A 19,398-nucleotide genomic window follows, 5' to 3' on the forward strand; every position below is an offset into this window, starting at 1 on the left:
AGGAAAAGCCACCGTATGCATCAGCTAAGGTTGATATGGTGTTTTAATGTGCAGTCGGCAACCAATTTTTGTGCATGTCAGGCATGCGCGCTTTGCACGGCTGCCAATGTCGCCACGAAAACAGTTAGAAGCTCCAGTTTCTGGCCTTGCTGACGATGAAGTCGCGGAAAGCCTTGAGCTTGGCGGCGTTCTTCATTTCGTCGGGATAGCAGAAATAGGTGTCGAAGGACGGCACGTCGGCATTGATCGGCAGCTGAATCAGGCCAGGGTCGCGGCCGACGATATAATCGGGCAGGCAGGCGACGCCCATGCCGAGCAGGCAGGCGCGCTTGATCGAGGTCTGGCTGTTGATCTGCAGGTGCGGAATACGCTTGTTGTCGGACGAGCGGCCGGCGACTTCCAGCCAGTTCACGTCGAGCAGGTAGTTCGGCGCCGGTTCGCCGAAGGTGATGATTCGGTGGTTGTCGAGATCCTCGACCGCCTGCGGCTCGCCAAATCGATTGATGTAGGAGGGGGCCGCATAGACGTGCATGTGCACGGTGAACAGCTTGCGCTGGATGAGGTCGGATTGCTGCGGCTGACGCAGGCGAATCGCGCAGTCGGCATAGCGCATGTTCACATCCACTTCCTCGTTGTCGAGGATGAGCTGGATCTGCACATCGGGATAGAGTTGCATGAACTCCTGAATCTTGTCGGTGAGCCAGCCCTGGCCGAGGCCGACGGTGGTCGTGACGCGCAGCTTGCCCGACGGCGTTTCCGTCGTCTCGGTCAGCTGCATCTTCACGGTTTCGAGCTTCAGGAGCACGTCGTGGGCGGTGCGGTAGAGCAGTTCGCCCTGTTCGGTAAGGATGAGGCCGCGGGCATGGCGGTGGAACAGCTTGGTGCCGACATCCTGCTCCAGGGCGCTCACCTGGCGGCTGATCGCGGATTGGGACAGGTGCAGCTTGTCGGCCGCGTGCGTGAACGAACCGGCTTCGGCGGCTGCGTGGAAAATACGCAGCTTGTCCCAGTCCAACGGCATTCCACCACCTCTCATGCCGATCTTACTCCGCAGCTACTGCGACGGGCATGTGACCCGTGAGATAACGTTCGGCCTCGAGCGCTGCCATGCAGCCCATGCCGGCGGCGGTGATCGCCTGGCGGAAGGTGTCGTCGGTGACGTCGCCGGCGGCGTAGATGCCCTCGACCGACGTCGCGGTCGAATCCGGCGCCGTCCAGAGGTAGCCATTGTCCTTCAGCTTCAGCTTGCCCTTGAAGAGCTCTGTCGCCGGCGCATGGCCGATGGCCACGAAGACACCGTCGATCGTGTGGTCGGCAACAGTGCCGGTGCGGGTGTCGCGCAGACGAACGCCGGAGACGGACGGCGGCATCGGCGGCTTGGCCGGCGCGCCGGTGATCTCGGCGATCTCGGTGTTCCAGAGGATCTTGACGTTCTCCTTGGCGAAGATGCGTTCCTGCAGGATCTTTTCCGAGCGGAAACTGTCGCGACGGTGCACGACGGTCACGGTCCTGGCGATGTTGGAGAGGTAGAGCGCTTCCTCGACGGCCGAGTTGCCGCCGCCGACCACGATCACGTCCTTGTTGCGATAGAAGAAGCCGTCACAGGTGGCGCAGGCGGAGACGCCGAAGCCCTGGAAGGTCTGCTCGCTCTCGATGCCGAGCCACTTGGCCTTGGCGCCGGTGGCGATGATCAGCGTGTCCGCTGTCCAGACCTGGCCGCTATCGGTGCGTGCCACGAAGGGGCGCTGGTTGACCTCGACCTCGGTGACGATGTCGTTGACGATCTCGGCGCCGACGTGCTTGGCCTGCTGCAGCATCTGGTCCATCAGCCAAGGGCCCTGGATCGGATCGGCGAAACCAGGATAGTTCTCGACGTCGGTGGTGATCATCAGCTGTCCGCCTTGCTCCATTCCTGCGATCAGGACCGGCTTCAGCATCGCGCGCGCCGCATAGACGGCAGCGGTATAGCCGGCGGGGCCGGACCCGATGATGAGCACCTTGGTGTGGCGGGCGGACATGAGACTTCCTTTCAACTGGCTGGACGCGCTGGATATAAGGCGAATGCGGCCATCACGCGTCCATGCGTATTTATGAACGACCAATGCTTTTATTCAAGGGCAGCCTTGCGTTACCAACAAGGCATTCGGTGTGGATGTGCAAGATTCCGTCATCTCAGGGAAAGATTCTTGCGTATTGTGCCGCTTTATATAGAAGCTGGATTCGGGAATTTAAAGAAAGGCACTCGCTTGGTTCGCGCTGAACTGGACGCCATCGATATCAAGATCTTGCGTGAGCTGCAGGCGGATGGCCGCATGACCAACGTCGAGCTCGCCGACCGGGTCGGCATTTCGGCGCCTCCCTGTCTTCGGCGCGTGCGCAAGCTGGAAGAGTCCGGCGTCATCGAAGGCTATCACGCGATGCTGAACAGCCCGAAGCTGGGCTTCGATCTCGTCGCCTTCTGCATGGTCGGGCTCAAGCATCAGTCGGAAGCCAACCTCAAGGCGTTTGCCGCGGCAACCACGCAGTGGCCGCTGGTGCGCCAGGCGTGGATGGTCTCTGGCGATAGCGATTTCCTGCTGCATTGCGTGGCCGAAAACCTGACGCGCTTCCAGGATTTCGTCATCGAGGTGCTGACCGCCAACGAGCATGTCGATACCGTGCGCACCATGCTGACGATCCGCCAGATCAAGAAGCTCGGCCTGACAGAGGTCTGATTTGTCTCAGCCGAGGCTGTCGTAGACGGCCTTCAGCTTCGTGGCCTCGCCTTCGATCCGGAAGTTTTCCATGACATGCGCCTGTGCATTGGCCGCGAGCCGCGCCAGGCGGGTTTCATCATCCATGAGTTCCGAAACGGCCTTTGCCATTGCGTCGAGATCGTCGCGGGCAATCAGCAGGCCCGCGCCTTGGTCGCCCGTCGTGACGATCTCGGGAAAGGCGCCGACATCGGTCGCGACGACAGGCACGCCGGAGGCCATGGCTTCGAGCGGGGTGAGGCCGAAACCTTCCCAGCGCTGAGGCGCGACGAACAGATCGAGCGCGCGGTACCAGTCGTTGATGTTCGTATGCTCGCCGACGAAGAGGATGCGGTCCGAGAGGCCGGCGGCGGCGACCTTGGCCTTCAGGCCGTTCTCGAACTCGACATGCTGGGCCGTGGCGCGGCCGGCGATGATGGCGCTCCACCGAGGGTGATCAGGAAGCAGCCGCAGCATGGTGTCGACGAAGAGGTCGGTGCCCTTCTGGTGGCGCACGCGGCCGAAGCAGCCGGCGATCTTCTTGTCCGGATCGAGGCCGCATTCGCGCTTGGCTTGCGCCTTGTTCGAGGGCGGCGAGAAGCGGGCGGTGTCGATGCCGTGCAGGATCACGGTGTTGGGGACCTCGAGATAATTCGCCGTCTTGCCCGATGTCGCGATCACCGCGTCCATTTTCGAAACGAGGAACTTCGTCCAGCCGCTATGCTTGCGCTGCGAGGCGGAGGTGAAGACGATCTTCAGCTTCATGCGCAGGAGGTCGCGCATGATGAGGGCAGGGAGCATCTCGATATTGCGGCGGGCGTGCCAGACGCGGAACGGCCGGGCCGAGGGCGCGCGCCACAATTTCAAGAGATCGCGGAAGCGGATATGCGGGATCGACGCCGGCAGGCCCGGCCCGAGCGCCGCGATCTTCTGACCGAGCGCTCGCTGAACCGGAACAAGCTGGATGATCGTCGATGTGACGCCGGACAGACGCTTCTTGAAGTTCGGCGCTATGATTTCGACGTCGGCTATATCGACGATGTGCGATCGGCCGCGATCCACCAAGATCCTCAGCCCCAGGTGATGGCCAGAACTTCGTAAGCCTTGGAGCCGCCTGGCGCGTTGACTTCGATGGAATCGCCGACTTCCTTGCCGATCAGCGCGCGGGCGATCGGGGAGGAGATGGAGATGCGGCCGGCCTTCACGTCGGCTTCCTGGTCGCCGACGATCTGGTAGGTCTTTTCTTCCTCGGTGTCCTCGTCGACGAGCTTCACCTTGGCGCCGAACTTGATCGTGCTGCCGGACATCTTGGAGAGGTCGATCACTTCAGCGCGCGCCGTCAGATCCTCGAGTTCGCCGATGCGGCCTTCGTTGTGGCTCTGCGCTTCCTTGGCGGCATGGTACTCGGCGTTTTCCGACAGGTCGCCATGGGCGCGGGCCTCGGCAATTGCCTCGATGATCCGCGGGCGTTCTTCCTGCTGACGCCAGCGCAGTTCTTCCTGCAGCTTGACGAAACCACCCTGCGTCATCGGTACCTTATCAACCATTTTCCTGTCCTTCAGTCCTTGTGTCGGCTAGGCAGAGACACAAAAGAAAACAGGTCCCGAAGGGGAACTTCGGAACCATGCCAAAACGCTATCTGCTTCGTTTATAGCAGATAGCCTCCGTCGATTTCCAGAGAATTCGATGAAGCGACTTGCAACCCCTCATGGCTTTTCGCGTCAAACTTGAAAAACGACAATTGGAAGCGGCTTTTCTTGACTGTTAGCGATAGAACATATAGTGAACATGGCCATGAAGAAGTCACTCGAAGAGCGGTTGGCCATCCTCTCGGACGCGGCCAAATATGATGCCTCCTGCGCCTCCAGCGGAACGACCAAGCGCGATTCCAGCAAGAGCGGTGGGCTTGGTTCGACGGAAGGTGCGGGCATCTGCCACGCCTATGCGCCGGATGGACGATGCATTTCGCTGTTGAAGATACTGCTCACCAATTTCTGCATCTACGACTGCGCCTATTGCATCAACCGCTCCTCCAGCAATGTGGAGCGGGCGCGGTTCACGCCGGAAGAGGTGATCTGGCTGACGCTGGAGTTCTATCGGCGCAATTATATCGAGGGGCTGTTCCTCTCGTCGGGGATCATCCGCTCCTCCGACCACACGATGGAGGAGATGGTGCGGATCGTGCGCGAGCTGCGCACCACGCATAATTTCCGGGGCTACATTCACCTCAAATCCATTCCCGAGGCCTCGCCGCATCTGATCGAGGAAGCCGGGCTTTACGCCGACCGGCTGTCGCTCAACATCGAGCTTCCGACCGATCGCGGCATCGCGCAGCTGGCGCCGGAAAAGAAGCCCGCCAGCATTCGCCGCTCGATGGGCGATTTGAGATTGAAGATCGAGGCGGCGTCCGAGCCGACATTGCAGACCAAGCGGCGCAAGCGTTTCGTGCCGGGCGGGCAGAGCACGCAGATGATCGTCGGTGCCGACGGGGCCAATGACGCGACCATTCTCGGCACCAGTGCGCAGCTTTACGGAAGCTACGGGCTGAGGCGCGTCTATTACTCGGCCTTCAGCCCCATTCCCGACTCGTCGAAGAACCTGCCACTGATCAAGCCGCCGCTGATGCGCGAGCATCGCCTCTACCAGGCCGACTGGCTTTATCGCTTCTATGGTTTCGGGATCGACGAGATCACGTCCTCGCAGGAGGGCGGCATGCTCGATCTCAATCTCGACCCCAAGCTCGCCTGGGCGCTCGGCAACCGCAACGATTTCCCCGTCGACATCAACAGGGCGCCGCGCGAGACGCTGCTGAGGGTGCCGGGACTGGGGACGAAGACGGTGAAATCGATCCTCTCGGCGCGCCGTTTCAGAAAGCTCAGGATCGAGGATCTGACGCGGCTCGGCGTGTCGATCAAGAAGGTGCAGGCGTTCATTTCGGCCGAGGGCTGGTCGCCGCGCCGGCTGATCGACCGGCCGGATCTGAGGGCGATGTTCGAGCCGAAGCCGGAACAATTGTCGTTGCTGTGATGATGACCGTGTTGCTGGAGGGCCGGGGGGAATTGGCCGAGTGGCGCGACGCTGCGCGGCGGCTGGCTGCCTCGGGTGTCGCGCCCGAGGAGATCGAGTGGCGTGAGCGGTATCGCGAGACCGATCTGTTTGCCGCGCCTGAAGTGTCTTCGAAGCTGCCGGCGCTCGATGCTTCCAAGCCGTTGACGGTGCCGCCCGCCTTTATCGGGCTTGCGGAGGCCGTGATCTGCCATAGCGATCCGATGCGGTTCTACCTGCTCTATCGGCTGCTCTGGCGGCTGCAAGGCGATCGTTCGCTGCTCGACGTCGCCTCGGACGAGGACGTGGCGCGGGCACGCGCGATGGACAAGAGCGTGCGCCGCGACGCCCACAAGATGACCGCCTTCGTGCGGTTCAAGGAGGTCGGCTCGGGGATATCGCTCAACGGGCGGCGGAAGTTTCTTGCCTGGTTCGAGCCGGATCATCACATCGTCGCCCGCAAGGCGCCGTTCTTCCAGAAGCGGTTCAACGACATGGACTGGGTGATCGCGACACCAAGGGGCTCGGCTGCCTGGGACGGCGAGAAGCTGACCGTCAGCCATGATCCTTGCGAGAAGCCCGATCTCACCGATCCGGCCGACCAGCTGTGGCGGACCTATTACGCCAACATCTTCAATCCGGCCCGCCTCAAGGTAAAGGCGATGCAGGCGGAGATGCCGAAGAAATACTGGAAGAACCTGCCCGAGGCCGATCTCATTCCCGGCATGATCGCCGATGCGGAAAGCAAGGTTCTTGATATGGCGAAACGCCAGGCCAGCGAGCCGCTGCCGTTTCACGACCGGCTGCAGGAAGCCGCACGCAGAGTGCCCGCAGCACCTCAGGCGCCCGTGGGCACGCTGGCGGCTCTACGTGAAGAGGCGGCCGTCTGCACGCGCTGTCCGCTGCATGAGAAGGCGACACAGACGGTGTTCGGCGAGGGGCCTGAAAATGCCAGCGTTATGTTCGTCGGCGAGCAGCCTGGAGATCAGGAGGATCTCGCCGGGCGGCCGTTCGTGGGGCCTGCGGGCAAGGTGTTCGACCAGGTGGCCGGCGAGGCGGGGATCGACCGGCAGTCGGTCTATGTGACCAATGCGGTGAAGCACTTCAAATACGAGCCGCGCGGCAAGCGCCGCATCCACCAGCGGCCGAACATAGGCGAGGTTACGCATTGCCGCTGGTGGCTCAATCTGGAGATCGAGCTCGTCAAGCCGAAGCTGATCGTCGCCATGGGCGCCACCGCGCTGACGGCGCTGACGGATACGAAGCACAAGCTGTCCGATATCAGGGGGCAGCCGATCAGGATGGGCAAGGAGCGAACACTGTTCGTCACCGTCCACCCGTCCTATCTGCTGCGCATTCCCGACGAGCGGCTGAAGGCCGAGGAGATGGCGCTGTTTCGGGCGGACATGGTGCGGGTGCGGGAGCTGATGGCCGGGATGGCGCACTATTTTAGCCATTGATCGGTAATGTCGGGCGAGATGTTTTGGAGCTTGCTGTTTAGCTCTTTCAACTTTGATTGACTGGAATTTACTGAGTTACTTACTCCGCCAATATCGCTATCGAATTTCTTGAGATCACTCTCTATGGAGTTCCAGTCGAATGTTGGCTGCGACGTTACACCGCCATCTTTGCAAAGTTCCGGAGAGGCCGCGCAGAATATGGCATTTCCACTTGATTTTGGCGAAGCGGGCCCAGTTGCGGCCGAAGACGCTGCCTGGGCGGCTATAATTCTGTCGACCTGAGTTCTTAACGTAACAAGAGCCTCTTTCAAGCCGTTGATTGCGGTTCGATTTTTGTCCGATGCGCCGGACGCCAGAGCTAGAGCTCCTGCGATTGTTTCGATTTTTCCTTCTTCCTTCCCCCAGGAAATATTCGCGAAGACCGCGGAACCGCATAGTGCTGTTCCGAATGCCACTACGCCAAGAAGGGCAGCCGTTGTCTGGTTGCGGAGAACGGCAATGCAGCACGCGATCAGGATTACCGCGCCAATAATGATTGGTGTCAGGCCGATGAGATATGAGTAATTGGCGGCTAGCCACGATCCGCTAGTGTTCATCTTCGTTCCCCAGTCCCGATTAAATTAGGTGATGCTATTGCAATCTATTGGTGTTTGTCAATTCATCCTCTCGGATAGGGCGCGCCGGAGTGTCGCGCTGGGAAGTCATGACCTGCCTCGTCTTGCGAATTGCCATGGCGCTTCGGCGCGAATGTTGTAGCGTTGCCGACGAAGCAATCTGGAGACCGTTTATGTTCGATCATGTGTCGATTGGTGTGAAGAGCCTTGAGAAGTCGCAAGCGTTCTACGACGCCGCGCTGGCGCCGCTCGGCTATGAGCGGTTGACGAACTTCGGCAATGTCAGCGGCTATGGCGCCGATCGGGTGGGGCTGTGGGTCGGTGAAGTGGCGCGGCCTGTGGCGCCCGATATGGAATCGGGCCTGCATTTCTGCTTCGTCGCGCCGAGCGAGGAGTCCGTCGATGCGTTTTACGCGGCCGGGCTTGCCAATGGCGGAACCGATAATGGTGCGCCAGGCGTGCGGCCGGATTACAGCCAGTTCTATTATGCCGCCTTCGTCATCGATCCTGATGGGTATCGGCTTGAGGCCTATTTCAAGCGGCCGGAGTGATCGGAACAACCTCCGAATCTTCTGATGGTGGCGGGCCGTCGTTGCTCCAGGGCTCCGTCTCAAAGCGCAGCGGCAGGTTTGGCGGGGCGTAGGGCGGTGCTGTCGTCGACGACAATCGGTCGATGACGGATTGGTGCAGCGAGGCGCCGTCGGGGATGAAGCGGCGATCGGCCAGCGGCAGGTAGATGCGCGTCGTGTCGCCGCGCTTGCGCCAGGAGGTGATCGGCACACGCCTCGGCACATATTCGAGCAGTCGCCATGCCCTGTTCATGGAGTCGTGCAGCGGTGCCGCTGGGGCCGGTCGGACATAGCTCTTGGTCGGGTTGTCGCCATGGACGAGTTCGTTGACCGCGTCGTTATTGTAGGTGAGGCCGGTGCTTCGGGTCTCGGCGATCATCCAGGCGAGCGGTATCTTGATCGCGGCGCTTTCCGCTTCCGGATAGCCGCCACCGATATCGCCGTGGACGCCTGAGAACCAGACTTCCTTCACGTTCTGCGGGGACGGGGCGGGTGGCTTGAAGGGGCCGCCCCAATAGTCCTGCCCTTGTCGCCATGGCAGTGGGTTGAACGTGGTTCGCCGCTCATCGATGGCGAGCGCGTGGCGCACCACTTCGACGCTCGGATTGCGATCGGTGAAGGGAAGCGTCAGGAATTGCGGGCGCCATTTTCCCCAGACGATGACCGAGGACACGGTGTCGAAGAGGCCGAGCAGCTTGATCGGCGGGCGGTCGGTCTTCAGCGTGCGCTCGTAGAGGCGCATGGTCTTGAAGGCCGAGGGCGCATCCCAATCGACATCGGCGGCATCCGCTCCGCCCTGCTGCTGCTCGCTTTCGGAGATGCCCTTGTAGGTGTTGTAGGCGTAGTCGATCAGGTTGACGTGGTACTTGCTCATCAGCCCGAGCGAATGCACGAAGCCTGCCAGCACCCGCGCCGTATAGGCGCCGCGGCTGAAGCCGAAGATGTAGATGTTGTCGCGATCCCGGTATTCCTCGTCGTCTCCCGGTTCGCCGGGCTCGTAATTGTCGACGAGGAAGCGGTAGGCCTCCTTGACGTTCTGGTCGAGGCCCCAGCCGGTTGCCAGGCCCCAGAGTTCGACCGTCTTGCGATAGGCGTTGGACCAGGCATTGGCGGCGCCGAAGGTGCCGACGCCGGGATCGTAGTAGACGATCTGTTTGTCGCTGCGGTCGAGAACGCCGAATAGCCTGAGAATATTGGTTCGGTCGGCGGAGATTTCGTTCGACGTGCCATCGAACAGAATGACGATATTCTTGCCCATCGATGCCCCTCACGTGTGGGGATATCGTAACATGATCGCAAAGGGTTTGAAATCTCAGGTGGATTGTCGCGTTTTGCGACACTTCGGCGTGTTGTCACGCTGGCCGTCGTGCGGCGAAAAGGCCGGCCGTGAAGGATCACGGCCGGCTTTGATCTATCAGGCGAAGTAGCTCTGCAGCGGGCGAACCTCGAGGTTGCCGGCCTTCAGCGCCTTGATTGCCTGGGCGGCTGCCTCGGCGCCGGCCATGGTGGTGTAATAAGGCACCTTCTGCATCAGCGTCGCGCGGCGCAGCGACTTCGAATCGGAGATCGCCTTGTTCGAGTCCGTCGTGTTGATGACCAGCTGGACCTGACGGTTGCGGATGGCGTCTTCGATGTGCGGACGGCCCTCGAGCACCTTGTTGATCTTCACGGCCTCGATGCCGTTTTCGGCGAGGAAGCGGGCGGTGCCGCCGGTGGCAAGAACCTTGAAGCCCTGTTCGACCAGCATGCGGATCGCGGGTAGCACGCGCGGCTTGTCGTCGTCGCGCACCGATACGAAGACCGTTCCATCACGCGGCAGTTCGACGCTGGCGCCGAGCTGCGACTTGGCGAAGGCCAGCGCGAAATCGGTGTCGAGGCCGATGACTTCGCCGGTCGAGCGCATTTCCGGGCCGAGCAGCGTGTCGACACCTGGGAAGCGGGCGAACGGGAAGACGGCTTCCTTGACGGCGATGTGCTTCAGGTTGCGCGGATCCGGCTTCTCGCCATAGGCGGCAAACAGCGGATCGAGCTTTTCGCCGGCCATGGCGCGGGCGGCGATCTTGGCGATCGGGGCGCCAATCGTCTTGGCGACGAAGGGAACGGTACGCGAGGCGCGCGGGTTCACTTCGAGCACGTAGACGGTGCCGTCCTTGATGGCGAACTGGACGTTCATCAGGCCGACGACGTTCAGTGCCTTGGCCATCGACTTCGCCTGACGCTCGAGCTCGTCGATCATTTCGGCGGACAGCGTACGTGGCGGCAGCGAGCAGGCTGAGTCACCGGAGTGAATGCCGGCTTCCTCGATGTGCTCCATGATGCCGGCGATGAAGGCGTCCTTGCCGTCCGAGAGGCAGTCGACATCGACTTCGATGGCGTTCGACAGGTAGCTGTCGAAAAGCAGCGGGTTCTTGCCGAGCAGGGTGTTGATCTGGCCGGTCTTGTCGTTCGGGTAGCGCTGCTTGATGTCTTCAGGCACCAGTTCCGGAACGGTGTCGAGCAGGTAGGTCTGCAGCATGCTCTCGTTGTGGATGATCTGCATGGCGCGGCCACCCAGAACGTAGGACGGGCGAACGACCAGCGGGAAGCCGATCTCGGTGGCGACCAGGCGGGCCTGTTCGACCGAGTAGGCGATGCCGTTGTTCGGCTGCGTCAGGTCGAGCTTGATCAGGAGCTTCTGGAAGCGGTCGCGGTCTTCGGCAAGGTCGATCATGTCGGGCGCGGTGCCGAGGATCGGGATGCCGTTCTTTTCCAGCGCTTCGGCGAGCTTCAGCGGGGTCTGGCCGCCGAACTGCACGATGACGCCGACGACTTCGCCCTTTTCCTGCTCAGCGCGCAGGATCTCGATAACGTCTTCTGCCGTCAGCGGCTCGAAGTAGAGGCGATCGGAGGTGTCGTAGTCGGTCGAGACCGTTTCCGGGTTGCAGTTGATCATGATGGCTTCATAGCCGGCGTCGCGCAGGGCGAACGCGGCATGGCAGCAGCAATAGTCGAACTCGATGCCCTGGCCGATACGGTTCGGACCGCCGCCGAGGATGACGACCTTCTTGCGGTCGGAGATTTCGGCTTCCGAACGGGCGGCGCCGACGAAGGGCGTCTCGTAGCTGGAATACATGTAGGCGGTCGGCGAGGCGAATTCGGCAGCGCAGGTGTCGATGCGCTTGAAGACCGGGCGGACATTCAGCGAATTGCGCAGCTCGGCCACTTCCTTCGGGCGCTTGCCGGAGAGGGTTGCGAGACGCGCGTCGGAGAAGCCCATGGCCTTCAGCGTGCGCAGGTTTGCGGCGTCGGTGGGCAGGCCGTGCTCGCGAACGCGGGCTTCCATGTCGATGATCGCCTTGAACTGGGCGATGAACCACGGGTCGATCTTGCAGCCTTCGTGCACTTCCTCGGGGCTCATGCCCATGCGCAGCGCCTGGGCGACCATGCGCAGGCGATCCGGCGTCGGCGTGCCGATGGCGGCGCGAATGGCGTTCTGGCTGCCTTCGCCTTCCTCGACGCCGGGGATCTCGATTTCGTCGAGGCCGGTAAGGCCGGTTTCGAGACCGCGCAGCGCCTTCTGCAGCGATTCGGCGAAGGTGCGGCCGATTGCCATGACTTCACCGACCGACTTCATGGCGGTGGTCAGGACCGGCGAGGCGCCCGGGAACTTCTCGAATGCGAAACGCGGGATCTTGGTGACGACGTAGTCGATCGACGGTTCGAACGAAGCGGGCGTCGCGCCGCCGGTGATGTCGTTGTCGAGTTCGTCGAGCGTGTAGCCGATGGCGAGCTTGGCGGCGACCTTGGCGATCGGGAAGCCGGTGGCCTTCGACGCGAGAGCCGAGGAGCGCGAGACGCGCGGGTTCATTTCGATGACGACGAGGCGGCCGTCCTTCGGGTTGACGGCGAACTGGACGTTCGAGCCGCCGGTTTCAACGCCGATCTCGCGCAGAACCGCGATCGAGGCGTTGCGCATCATCTGGTATTCCTTGTCGGTCAGCGTCAGCGCCGGCGCGACGGTGATGGAATCGCCAGTGTGGACGCCCATCGGGTCGATGTTTTCGATCGAGCAGATGATGATGCAGTTGTCCGCCTTGTCGCGGACGACTTCCATTTCATACTCCTTCCAGCCGAGAACCGATTCCTCGATCAGGACTTCCGTCGTCGGGGAGGCATCGAGGCCGCCGCCGATGATTTCGAAGAACTCCGAACGGTTATAGGCGATGCCGCCGCCGGTGCCGCCCATGGTGAAGGAGGGGCGGATGATGGCGGGCAGGCCGACGACGTCGATCGCCTGGGCGGCAATGGCCATGGCGTGACTGATGTAGCGCTGCTTGCGGTCGGTCTCGCCGAGGTTCCACTGGTTTTCCAGCGCGTCGAGCGCCTTGTCGAGTTCGGCGCCGGAAAGGCTTTCCTTCAGCTTGTTGCGCTCGGCTTCATGCGTCTTGCGGTCGGCATCCTTGATGTCGGTAGCGTTGGCGAGCATCGAGCGCGGGGTTTCGAGGCCGATGCGGTCCATGGCTTCGCGGAACAGCGCGCGGTCTTCGGCCATGTCGATGGCGGCCGGCTTGGCGCCGATCATCTCGACATTGTAGCGGTCGAGAACGCCCATGCGCTTCAGGGAAAGAGCGGTATTCAGCGCCGTCTGGCCGCCCATGGTCGGCAGCAGCGCGTCGGGGCGCTCCTTGGCGATGATCTTGGCGACGACTTCGGGGGTGATCGGCTCGACATAGGTCGCGTCGGCCAGGCCCGGGTCGGTCATGATCGTGGCCGGGTTGGAGTTGACGAGGATGACGCGGTAGCCTTCCTCCTTCAGCGCCTTGCAGGCCTGTGTGCCGGAGTAGTCGAATTCGCATGCCTGGCCAATGACGATCGGTCCTGCGCCGATGATGAGGATCGATTTGATGTCTTGGCGCTTCGGCATGGGCTTTTTCCGTTTCCTAGCTGCGCAGAAAGCCGGCCAGGGTGGGAGGCACCGGCCGGGTCGCGCATATGATGGTCTTTTCAGGCTAGAAGCGGCTTATAGGCAAATGTATCCGTGAACGGAACCCCATAATTTACGGAATCGACAGGAATCGGAAAGGGCTAGCCAAGACCCGGCAAAACGAGGGCGCGAATCTCGCCGGGACGGGCCGGATTGCTGATCGCTTCCACCGCCTCGCGAAGGCCGATGCGGCGCGAGATCAGCGGCTCGACCTTGATCGCGCCCGATACGATCAGGTCCGCAGCGCGCCTGTGCGTGAAGGGATTGATGAACGAGCTGATCAGGCTGACCTCGCGAAACAGAAGGTCGAACGGCTCGATCGATACTTTCGCGCCCTTAGGCATGACGCCGAGGATGACGACCGTACCGCCGCTGCGCGCAAGCGACGGCGCCTGTTCGATGGTCTCCCTGACGCCGGCGCATTCGATGACGACATCGGCGCCACCGGGCAGCAATCCGTCGGCGGAGATCAGGCCTTGCGGGAAGCCGCCGCTGCCGGGATCGATCGAAGCCGTCGCGCCGAGCGTTTCCCCGAGCCGGCGCTTGTCGGCGCTGCGGGTGACGAGGAGGACATCGGTGGCGCCGGCGAGGCGGGCGAGCTGGACTACCAGCAGGCCGATCACGCCGCCACCGAGCACGACGACCGAGGCGCCGGTCTTGATCCCGGCAAGGTCGATGCCGTGCAGGCAGCAGGCGAGCGGTTCGCAGAAGGCGCCGTGGACGGGATCGATGTCATCTGGCAGCGCGAAGGCCTGCTTTTCCGGGATGACGGCATGCTCCGCGAAGCCACCATCCCTGTGGATTCCGATGGCTTGCAGATTCTCGCACAGGTTGATTTTGCCGCGCTGGCACTGCGGGCAGCGGCCGCAGGCGATGTTCGGGTCGACGGTGATGCGCATCCCCTCTCGAAAACCGCCGACACCAGGGCCGACCTGCTCGACGATGCCGGTGAATTCATGGCCGAGCGTCACAGGCGGGCTGGCCGGAAATTCGCCGTGGAACAGGTGCCGATCGGTGCCGCATATGCCGCAGGCTTCTATGCGTATCAGGAGTTCTCCCCCTCCCGGCAAAGGCTTTTCGACCTCCTGCAGGTGAAGTCGGCCCGTCGCTTCGAGCCGCACGGCTCTCATCATGCTTTTCCTCCAGCATTTTCTCCCCATGCGCAGAAGAAGTGAAAGCCGCAACCGCGTCAAGCGGCTTGTCCCTTCGCGCCGGCAATCGATCGGTTCGGCTATACTTCGCTCTTTTCCAAGTGCAACTTCTGAATACATAGTCTTCAGTAAATATTAATGGTTAGTAGGCTTTCTATTGTCGGTGAAACGATGAGGGTCAGCGTTTCTCTCTGGATGGGCGGGTCTGTGATGACTACAGGGGCGAGGACGGCTATCACGGCCAGGCAATGGCATGCGCGGCTGATCGCGGCCGTCGGAGCGCGCCTCGTCGAGGACCTTTGGCTATACATGGCCATTGGCGCCTATTGTCTCGTCGGCCTGACGCTGATGGTCGTCAGCGGGCAAGGCGCCCAGATGGCCTACAGCATTTACTTCGGCCAGTGGACCTATCTGTTCCTGCTGTTCATGCCGGCGGTGACGCTTCTTGCCGCCTGGGCCTGGGCGGTCGTGCGCAAGAACGAGCCGCGCATGAGCGCCATGCAGGCGATGCTGATGCCGGAGCGGGTCGCGCACCTTCTGTCGGGCATGGCGCTGATGATGGCGCTGATGTTCTTTCAAGGCACGTTCACCTCGATCAAGAATATCCTGCCCTTTCTGCGCGGCGGTTTTCTCTACGATCGCACCCTGGCCGATGTCGACCGATGGCTTTCTTTCGGAACGGATCCTTGGCTGTTTCTCGAAAGTCTTTCCGCAAGCGCCGTCCTGCGGTGGCTTATCGACTGGAACTACGGCGCACTCTGGTTTCTCATCTGCTTCGGCATATTGTTCTATGTCGTGACGTCGGCCGCGGCCGTTCGCGTGCACTATGTCAGCATGTTCATGCTGGTCTGGATCGTCTGCGGCAACATTCTCGCGGGGTTTTTCACCTCGGCGGGGCCGGCGTTCTACGGTGCCGTGACCGGCGATACGGAGCGTTTCGCCGGCCTGCGCCAGATGCTGGCGTCCGGTGACTGGGCCAGCACCGCCGCGGCCTTTCAACACTATCTCTGGTCGCTCCACGAGAGCGGAATGGCGGGGCTCGGCTCCGGCATTTCCGCCTTCCCGAGCGTGCATGTGGCACTGATTGCCTGCAACGCCTTCTTCATTGCAGAGATATCGCCGAGGGCAGGCGCCATCGCCTTTGCCTATGTGGGCTTGATCATGGCGAGTTCGGTTTTTCTCGGCTGGCACTATGCCGTGGACGGATACGCTTCGATCCTGGTGGTGGCGTTGCTGCACTACGGCTTGCGCTGGCTGATGAGCCCCGCGCCCGAGGTGTCGATGAGGACGCCTTCCGGCGGCGTGACGCTCGGCGCCTGATCGGCTAAGGCCGATGGCTGAAATCGGCTGGAATTTCCCGTTTCCCCGGATATATAAGGGATGAGAGAGAAAGCAGCCTCTGCGGGGAGATCAACATGGAATGGAAAGGCCGGCGTCAGTCCGACAATATCGAGGATCGTCGCGGTGATCCTTCCATGGGGGGCCTTGGAAGAGGGGGCGGCTTCAGCTTCCCGTCCGGCGGCGGAATGGGCCGGCGCGGCGGCGGGCTCAGCATCGGCACCATCATCTTCCTCGTCGTGCTCTATCTGATTTTCAAGGCCATGGGCATCGATCTGCTGCAGGTGATGGATGGCGGCATGTCCAGCGGGCCTGGCTACGAGCAGAGCCAGTCCAGCGGCGGCCAGGCGCCCGCCAACGACGAGATGACCGCCTTCGTGCGGACGGTGCTCGCCGAAACGGAGGACACCTGGAACGGCATCTTCCAGTCGATGGGCAGCAATTACGAGGAGCCGCGTCTCGTTCTGTTTTCCGGCCAGACGCAATCGGGCTGCGGCTTCGCGTCGGCCGCGACCGGACCGTTCTACTGCCCGAGCGATCGCAAGGTCTATCTCGATACGGCCTTCTTCAACGAACTCAGCCGCAAGTTCGGCGCATCCGGCGATTTCGCCGAGGCCTATGTCGTGTCCCACGAGGTGGGCCATCACGTGCAGAACCTGCTCGGCATCCTGCCCAAGTTCAACGAGGCGCGGCAGCGCATGAGCGAGGCCGATGCCAACAAGATGTCGGTGCGCGTCGAACTGCAGGCCGATTGCTACGCCGGTATCTGGGGCAAGTTCACCCAGCAGAAGGGCATATTGGAAGCGGGCGACCTCGAGGAGGCGTTGAACGCCGCGCAGCAGATCGGCGACGATACGCTGCAGAAGCGCAGCCAGGGCTATGTCGTGCCGGAAAGCTTCAACCACGGTACTTCGGCGCAGCGCATGAAGTGGTTCCAGCGCGGCTTCGACAGCGGCCAGCTCCAGGCCTGCGACACCTTCTCCGGTCCCGTCTGACGGATATCTGCCGGCCAGGTCCCACGCCTTTCGTCCTGCGCGCCGTTGTGCGATGGTTCGGCTCAATGCGAACCCATCGTGCGGGACAATGAACAATGGATGATCTTCCGCTCAGCGAGCTCGACGCCTTCACGGCGATCGCCAGGGAGCGCAGCTTTCGCGCGGCGGCGCGCAAGCGCGGCGTTTCGGCCTCGTCGCTCAGCGATCCGCTGAGAAGGCTGGAGGAGCGGCTGGGGGTCCGGCTTCTCAACCGGACGACCCGCAGCGTGACGCCGACGGAGGCAGGGCAGCGGTTGCTCGAGAGACTGGCGCCGGCGTTGGGCGAGGTGGCATCGGCGCTCGGACAGCTCGACAGCTTCCGTGACGGACCTTCGGGCACGCTCAGGCTCAACGTGCCGACGATCGTGGCGCGCACCTTCCTGCCCGGTATCGTCAACCGCTTCCTGACGCTCCATCCGAAGGTGCGGATCGAGGTGATCGCCGAGGACAGCTTCATCGACGTTCTGGCCGCCGGCTACGATGCCGGCATTCGCTACGACGAGCGGCTGGAGCGCGACATGATCGCGGTGCCGATCGGTCCGCGGCGGCAGCGCTATGTGACGGCCGCGTCGCCCGATTACCTCGAGCGTCGCGGAATGCCGCGGCATCCGCGCGATCTCATCGACCACGATTGCATCATCCACCGGTTCCTGAGCGGTACGAGCGCAACGCCGTGGGAGTTCGACCGGAATGGCGAGACGCTGATGATCACGCCGACGGGGCAGGTGTCGGCCAATGCGATCGAGATCGAGGTTGGCGCGGCCGTCGCCGGTCTCGGCGTCATGCGCACCTTCGAGGAGTTGCTGATGCCCGAAGTCGAGGCCGGGCGGCTGCAGCTCATTCTGGAAGAGTGGGTGACGGAATTCTCCGGGCCCTTCCTCTATTACGCCAGCCGCCGCCACATGCCGGCGGCCTTGCGCGCCTTCGTCGACTTCATAAAGGCGGAGCCGCAAAAAGGGCGCTGAGTGCGCGATTTGTTCCGCTTCGCCATCAACGGAAGTCGTGAGCCTATCAAAACAATTGAAATGTTCACGTATTGTTTCGCCTGCTTGCGTGCGGTATGTAGCTTGTGCGGCGATGAGATCGTCTTTCCAGAAAACAAACCGCTGTAGAGACCTCGCATGCTCGACCCCAAATTCGTCCGCCGTGGGCTTTTTCTCGTTTTCATGATCCTGTTTCTCGACGTGATCGGGATCGCGATCATCATGCCGGTGCTGCCCGCCTATCTGGAGCAACTGACAGGCGGTTCGGTCAGCGATGCGGCGCTCGATGGCGGCTGGTTGCTGGTCGTCTATGCCGGCATGCAGTTCCTGTTCGCGCCGCTGCTCGGCAATCTCAGCGATCGCTTCGGCCGGCGGCCGATCCTGCTGCTGTCCGTTCTGACCTTCGCGATCGACAATCTGATCTGCGCGGTGGCGACCAGTTTCTGGATGCTGTTCATCGGCCGCATGCTTGCGGGGCTGAGCGGCGGCAGCTTCGCCACCTGCTCGGCCTATATCGCCGACATCAGCACCGAGGAGAACCGCGCCAAGAACTTCGGGCTGATCGGTATCGCCTTCGGCGTCGGCTTTACCGTCGGCCCGGTCATCGGCGGCTTTCTCGGCGAGTTCGGGCCGCGCGTGCCATTCTATGGCGCCGCCGCCGTCTCCTTCCTGAATTTCGTCGCCGCATGGTTTCTCCTGCCGGAAACGCTGGACGCCAAGAACCGCCGCGCATTCGAATGGAAGCGGGCCAATCCGCTCGGCGCGCTGAAGCAGATGCGGCATTATCCCGGCATCGGCTGGGTCGCCGCCGTCATGTTCCTGTTCTGGCTGGCGCACGCCGTCTATCCGGCCGTCTGGTCGTTCGTCACCAGCTACCGCTACAATTGGAGCGAGGGCGAGATCGGGCTTTCGCTCGGCATATACGGGATCGGCGCTGCCATCGTCATGGCGCTGGTGCTGCCGAGGATCGTGCCTGTTCTCGGCGAGTGGAAGACGGCGGTGGTCGGGCTCTGCTTCTCGGTCGTCGGCCTGACGGGCTATGCCTTTGCCTGGGAGGGATGGGTGGTCTATGTGGTCATCGTGCTCACGGTGATGGAAAACATCGCCGATCCGCCGCTCCGCAGCATTGCCGCCGGCAAGGTGCCGCCCTCGGCGCAGGGTGAGCTGCAGGGGGCGCTGACGAGCCTCAGCAGCATCACGACGATCATCGGGCCGCTGATCTTCACTCAGATGTTCGGCTATTTCACCAAGCCGGATGCGCCGGTCACCTTCGCGGGCGCGCCCTTCCTGATGGCGGCGGTCTTCATCCTGATCGCCACGCTGGTGTTCCTGCTGCGGGTGCGGATTTCCAAGACCGGCAAGGCGTTCGGCCAGGCGGCGGAGTGATCGATCAGAATTGATGATGTGATGATGAATATTTCATCACCTGCATGTTTTCGGGTGTCACTTCATCGGGATTTCCGCTAGAGGCTGGTGATATTGTCGCGCTTTGCGACCATTCACATCAGT

16 protein-coding genes are annotated in these 19,398 nt (G+C 62.2%); 8 read left to right on the plus strand and 8 right to left on the minus strand.

From position 1 onward, the window contains the following. Window positions 1-124: 124 nt before the first annotated feature. Together P3R82_RS13430 and trxB are read right to left on the minus strand one after the other, a co-directional pair. Window positions 125-1,021 carry a LysR family transcriptional regulator VtlR gene (locus P3R82_RS13430; RefSeq protein ID WP_183899293.1) on the minus strand — a complete coding sequence of 299 codons (897 nt, stop codon included), beginning with the start codon at window positions 1,019-1,021 and terminating at the stop codon, window positions 125-127. Window positions 1,022-1,043: 22 nt separating this feature from the next. After that, a complete protein-coding gene (trxB, locus tag P3R82_RS13435) occupies window positions 1,044-2,018 on the minus strand; it encodes a thioredoxin-disulfide reductase (RefSeq protein ID WP_283194202.1) in 975 nt (324 codons plus the stop codon). A 228-nt stretch (window positions 2,019-2,246) separates the two neighbouring features. Between trxB and P3R82_RS13440 the strand changes: the two genes are divergently transcribed. Further along, window positions 2,247-2,714 carry an Lrp/AsnC family transcriptional regulator gene (locus P3R82_RS13440; RefSeq protein ID WP_018897428.1) on the plus strand — a complete coding sequence of 156 codons (468 nt, stop codon included), beginning with the start codon at window positions 2,247-2,249 and terminating at the stop codon, window positions 2,712-2,714. Between the two features lie 6 nt (window positions 2,715-2,720). Here P3R82_RS13440 and P3R82_RS13445 read toward each other — a convergent pair whose 3' ends face one another. Next, window positions 2,721-3,773 (minus strand): glycosyltransferase family 4 protein, encoded by a 1,053-nt coding sequence (locus P3R82_RS13445; protein WP_283196338.1) that lies wholly within the window; start codon window positions 3,771-3,773, stop codon window positions 2,721-2,723. Between the two features lie 29 nt (window positions 3,774-3,802). Continuing rightward, window positions 3,803-4,279, minus strand: coding sequence for a transcription elongation factor GreA (gene greA / locus P3R82_RS13450; protein ID WP_018897430.1), 477 nt, complete (start codon window positions 4,277-4,279; stop codon window positions 3,803-3,805). Between the two features lie 247 nt (window positions 4,280-4,526). Between greA and P3R82_RS13455 the strand changes: the two genes are divergently transcribed. Both P3R82_RS13455 and P3R82_RS13460 read left to right on the plus strand, forming a co-directional pair. Next, window positions 4,527-5,759 carry a putative DNA modification/repair radical SAM protein gene (locus P3R82_RS13455; RefSeq protein ID WP_283194203.1) on the plus strand — a complete coding sequence of 411 codons (1,233 nt, stop codon included), beginning with the start codon at window positions 4,527-4,529 and terminating at the stop codon, window positions 5,757-5,759. After that, entirely contained in the window at window positions 5,759-7,237 is a 1,479-nt protein-coding gene (locus P3R82_RS13460; protein ID WP_283194204.1) for a UdgX family uracil-DNA binding protein, read from the plus strand. The genes P3R82_RS13455 and P3R82_RS13460 overlap by 1 nt, the downstream gene beginning before the upstream one ends. Here the strand turns inward: P3R82_RS13460 and P3R82_RS13465 are convergent. Continuing rightward, window positions 7,222-7,833: a hypothetical protein gene (locus P3R82_RS13465; protein ID WP_283194205.1), complete on the minus strand. Its 612-nt coding sequence runs from the start codon at window positions 7,831-7,833 to the stop codon at window positions 7,222-7,224. The genes P3R82_RS13460 and P3R82_RS13465 overlap by 16 nt on opposite strands. A 191-nt stretch (window positions 7,834-8,024) precedes the next feature. Here P3R82_RS13465 and P3R82_RS13470 point away from each other — a divergent pair, with 191 nt between their 5' ends. Continuing rightward, window positions 8,025-8,402 (plus strand): VOC family protein, encoded by a 378-nt coding sequence (locus tag P3R82_RS13470; protein WP_283194206.1) that lies wholly within the window; start codon window positions 8,025-8,027, stop codon window positions 8,400-8,402. Here P3R82_RS13470 and P3R82_RS13475 read toward each other — a convergent pair. The 3 genes from P3R82_RS13475 to P3R82_RS13485 all read right to left on the minus strand — a co-directional run bounded on the left by P3R82_RS13475 (window position 8,386) and on the right by P3R82_RS13485 (window position 14,513). After that, the gene (locus P3R82_RS13475; RefSeq protein ID WP_283194207.1) at window positions 8,386-9,678 is read right to left on the minus strand and encodes a DUF2235 domain-containing protein; all 1,293 of its coding nucleotides are present in this window, start codon (window positions 9,676-9,678) and stop codon (window positions 8,386-8,388) included. The two genes, P3R82_RS13470 and P3R82_RS13475, sit on opposite strands and share 17 nt — an antisense overlap. A gap of 156 nt (window positions 9,679-9,834) precedes the next feature. Continuing rightward, on the minus strand, window positions 9,835-13,323 hold the full coding sequence (gene carB, locus P3R82_RS13480; protein ID WP_018897435.1) for a carbamoyl-phosphate synthase large subunit: 3,489 nt from the start codon (window positions 13,321-13,323) through the stop codon (window positions 9,835-9,837). A gap of 161 nt (window positions 13,324-13,484) precedes the next feature. After that, window positions 13,485-14,513, minus strand: a complete 1,029-nt coding sequence (locus P3R82_RS13485; protein ID WP_283196339.1) for a zinc-dependent alcohol dehydrogenase family protein — start codon at window positions 14,511-14,513, stop codon at window positions 13,485-13,487. Window positions 14,514-14,744: 231 nt separating this feature from the next. Here P3R82_RS13485 and P3R82_RS13490 point away from each other — a divergent pair, with 231 nt between their 5' ends. The 4 genes from P3R82_RS13490 to P3R82_RS13505 all read left to right on the plus strand — a co-directional run bounded on the left by P3R82_RS13490 (window position 14,745) and on the right by P3R82_RS13505 (window position 19,275). Further along, complete coding sequence (locus P3R82_RS13490; RefSeq protein WP_283194208.1) at window positions 14,745-15,854, plus strand: phosphatase PAP2 family protein; 1,110 nt, start codon at window positions 14,745-14,747, stop codon at window positions 15,852-15,854. Window positions 15,855-15,949: 95 nt separating this feature from the next. After that, window positions 15,950-16,867 carry a neutral zinc metallopeptidase gene (locus P3R82_RS13495; RefSeq protein ID WP_283194209.1) on the plus strand — a complete coding sequence of 306 codons (918 nt, stop codon included), beginning with the start codon at window positions 15,950-15,952 and terminating at the stop codon, window positions 16,865-16,867. A gap of 95 nt (window positions 16,868-16,962) precedes the next feature. Beyond that, window positions 16,963-17,871, plus strand: coding sequence for a LysR family transcriptional regulator (locus P3R82_RS13500; protein WP_283194210.1), 909 nt, complete (start codon window positions 16,963-16,965; stop codon window positions 17,869-17,871). Window positions 17,872-18,027: 156 nt separating this feature from the next. Next, window positions 18,028-19,275, plus strand: coding sequence for a TCR/Tet family MFS transporter (locus tag P3R82_RS13505; RefSeq protein ID WP_283194211.1), 1,248 nt, complete (start codon window positions 18,028-18,030; stop codon window positions 19,273-19,275). The last annotated feature ends 123 nt before the right edge of the window (window positions 19,276-19,398 follow it).

The sequence above is a fragment of the Rhizobium sp. AN80A genome (genome assembly GCF_030053015.1).
GTDB lineage: Bacteria > Pseudomonadota > Alphaproteobacteria > Rhizobiales > Rhizobiaceae > Rhizobium > Rhizobium metallidurans.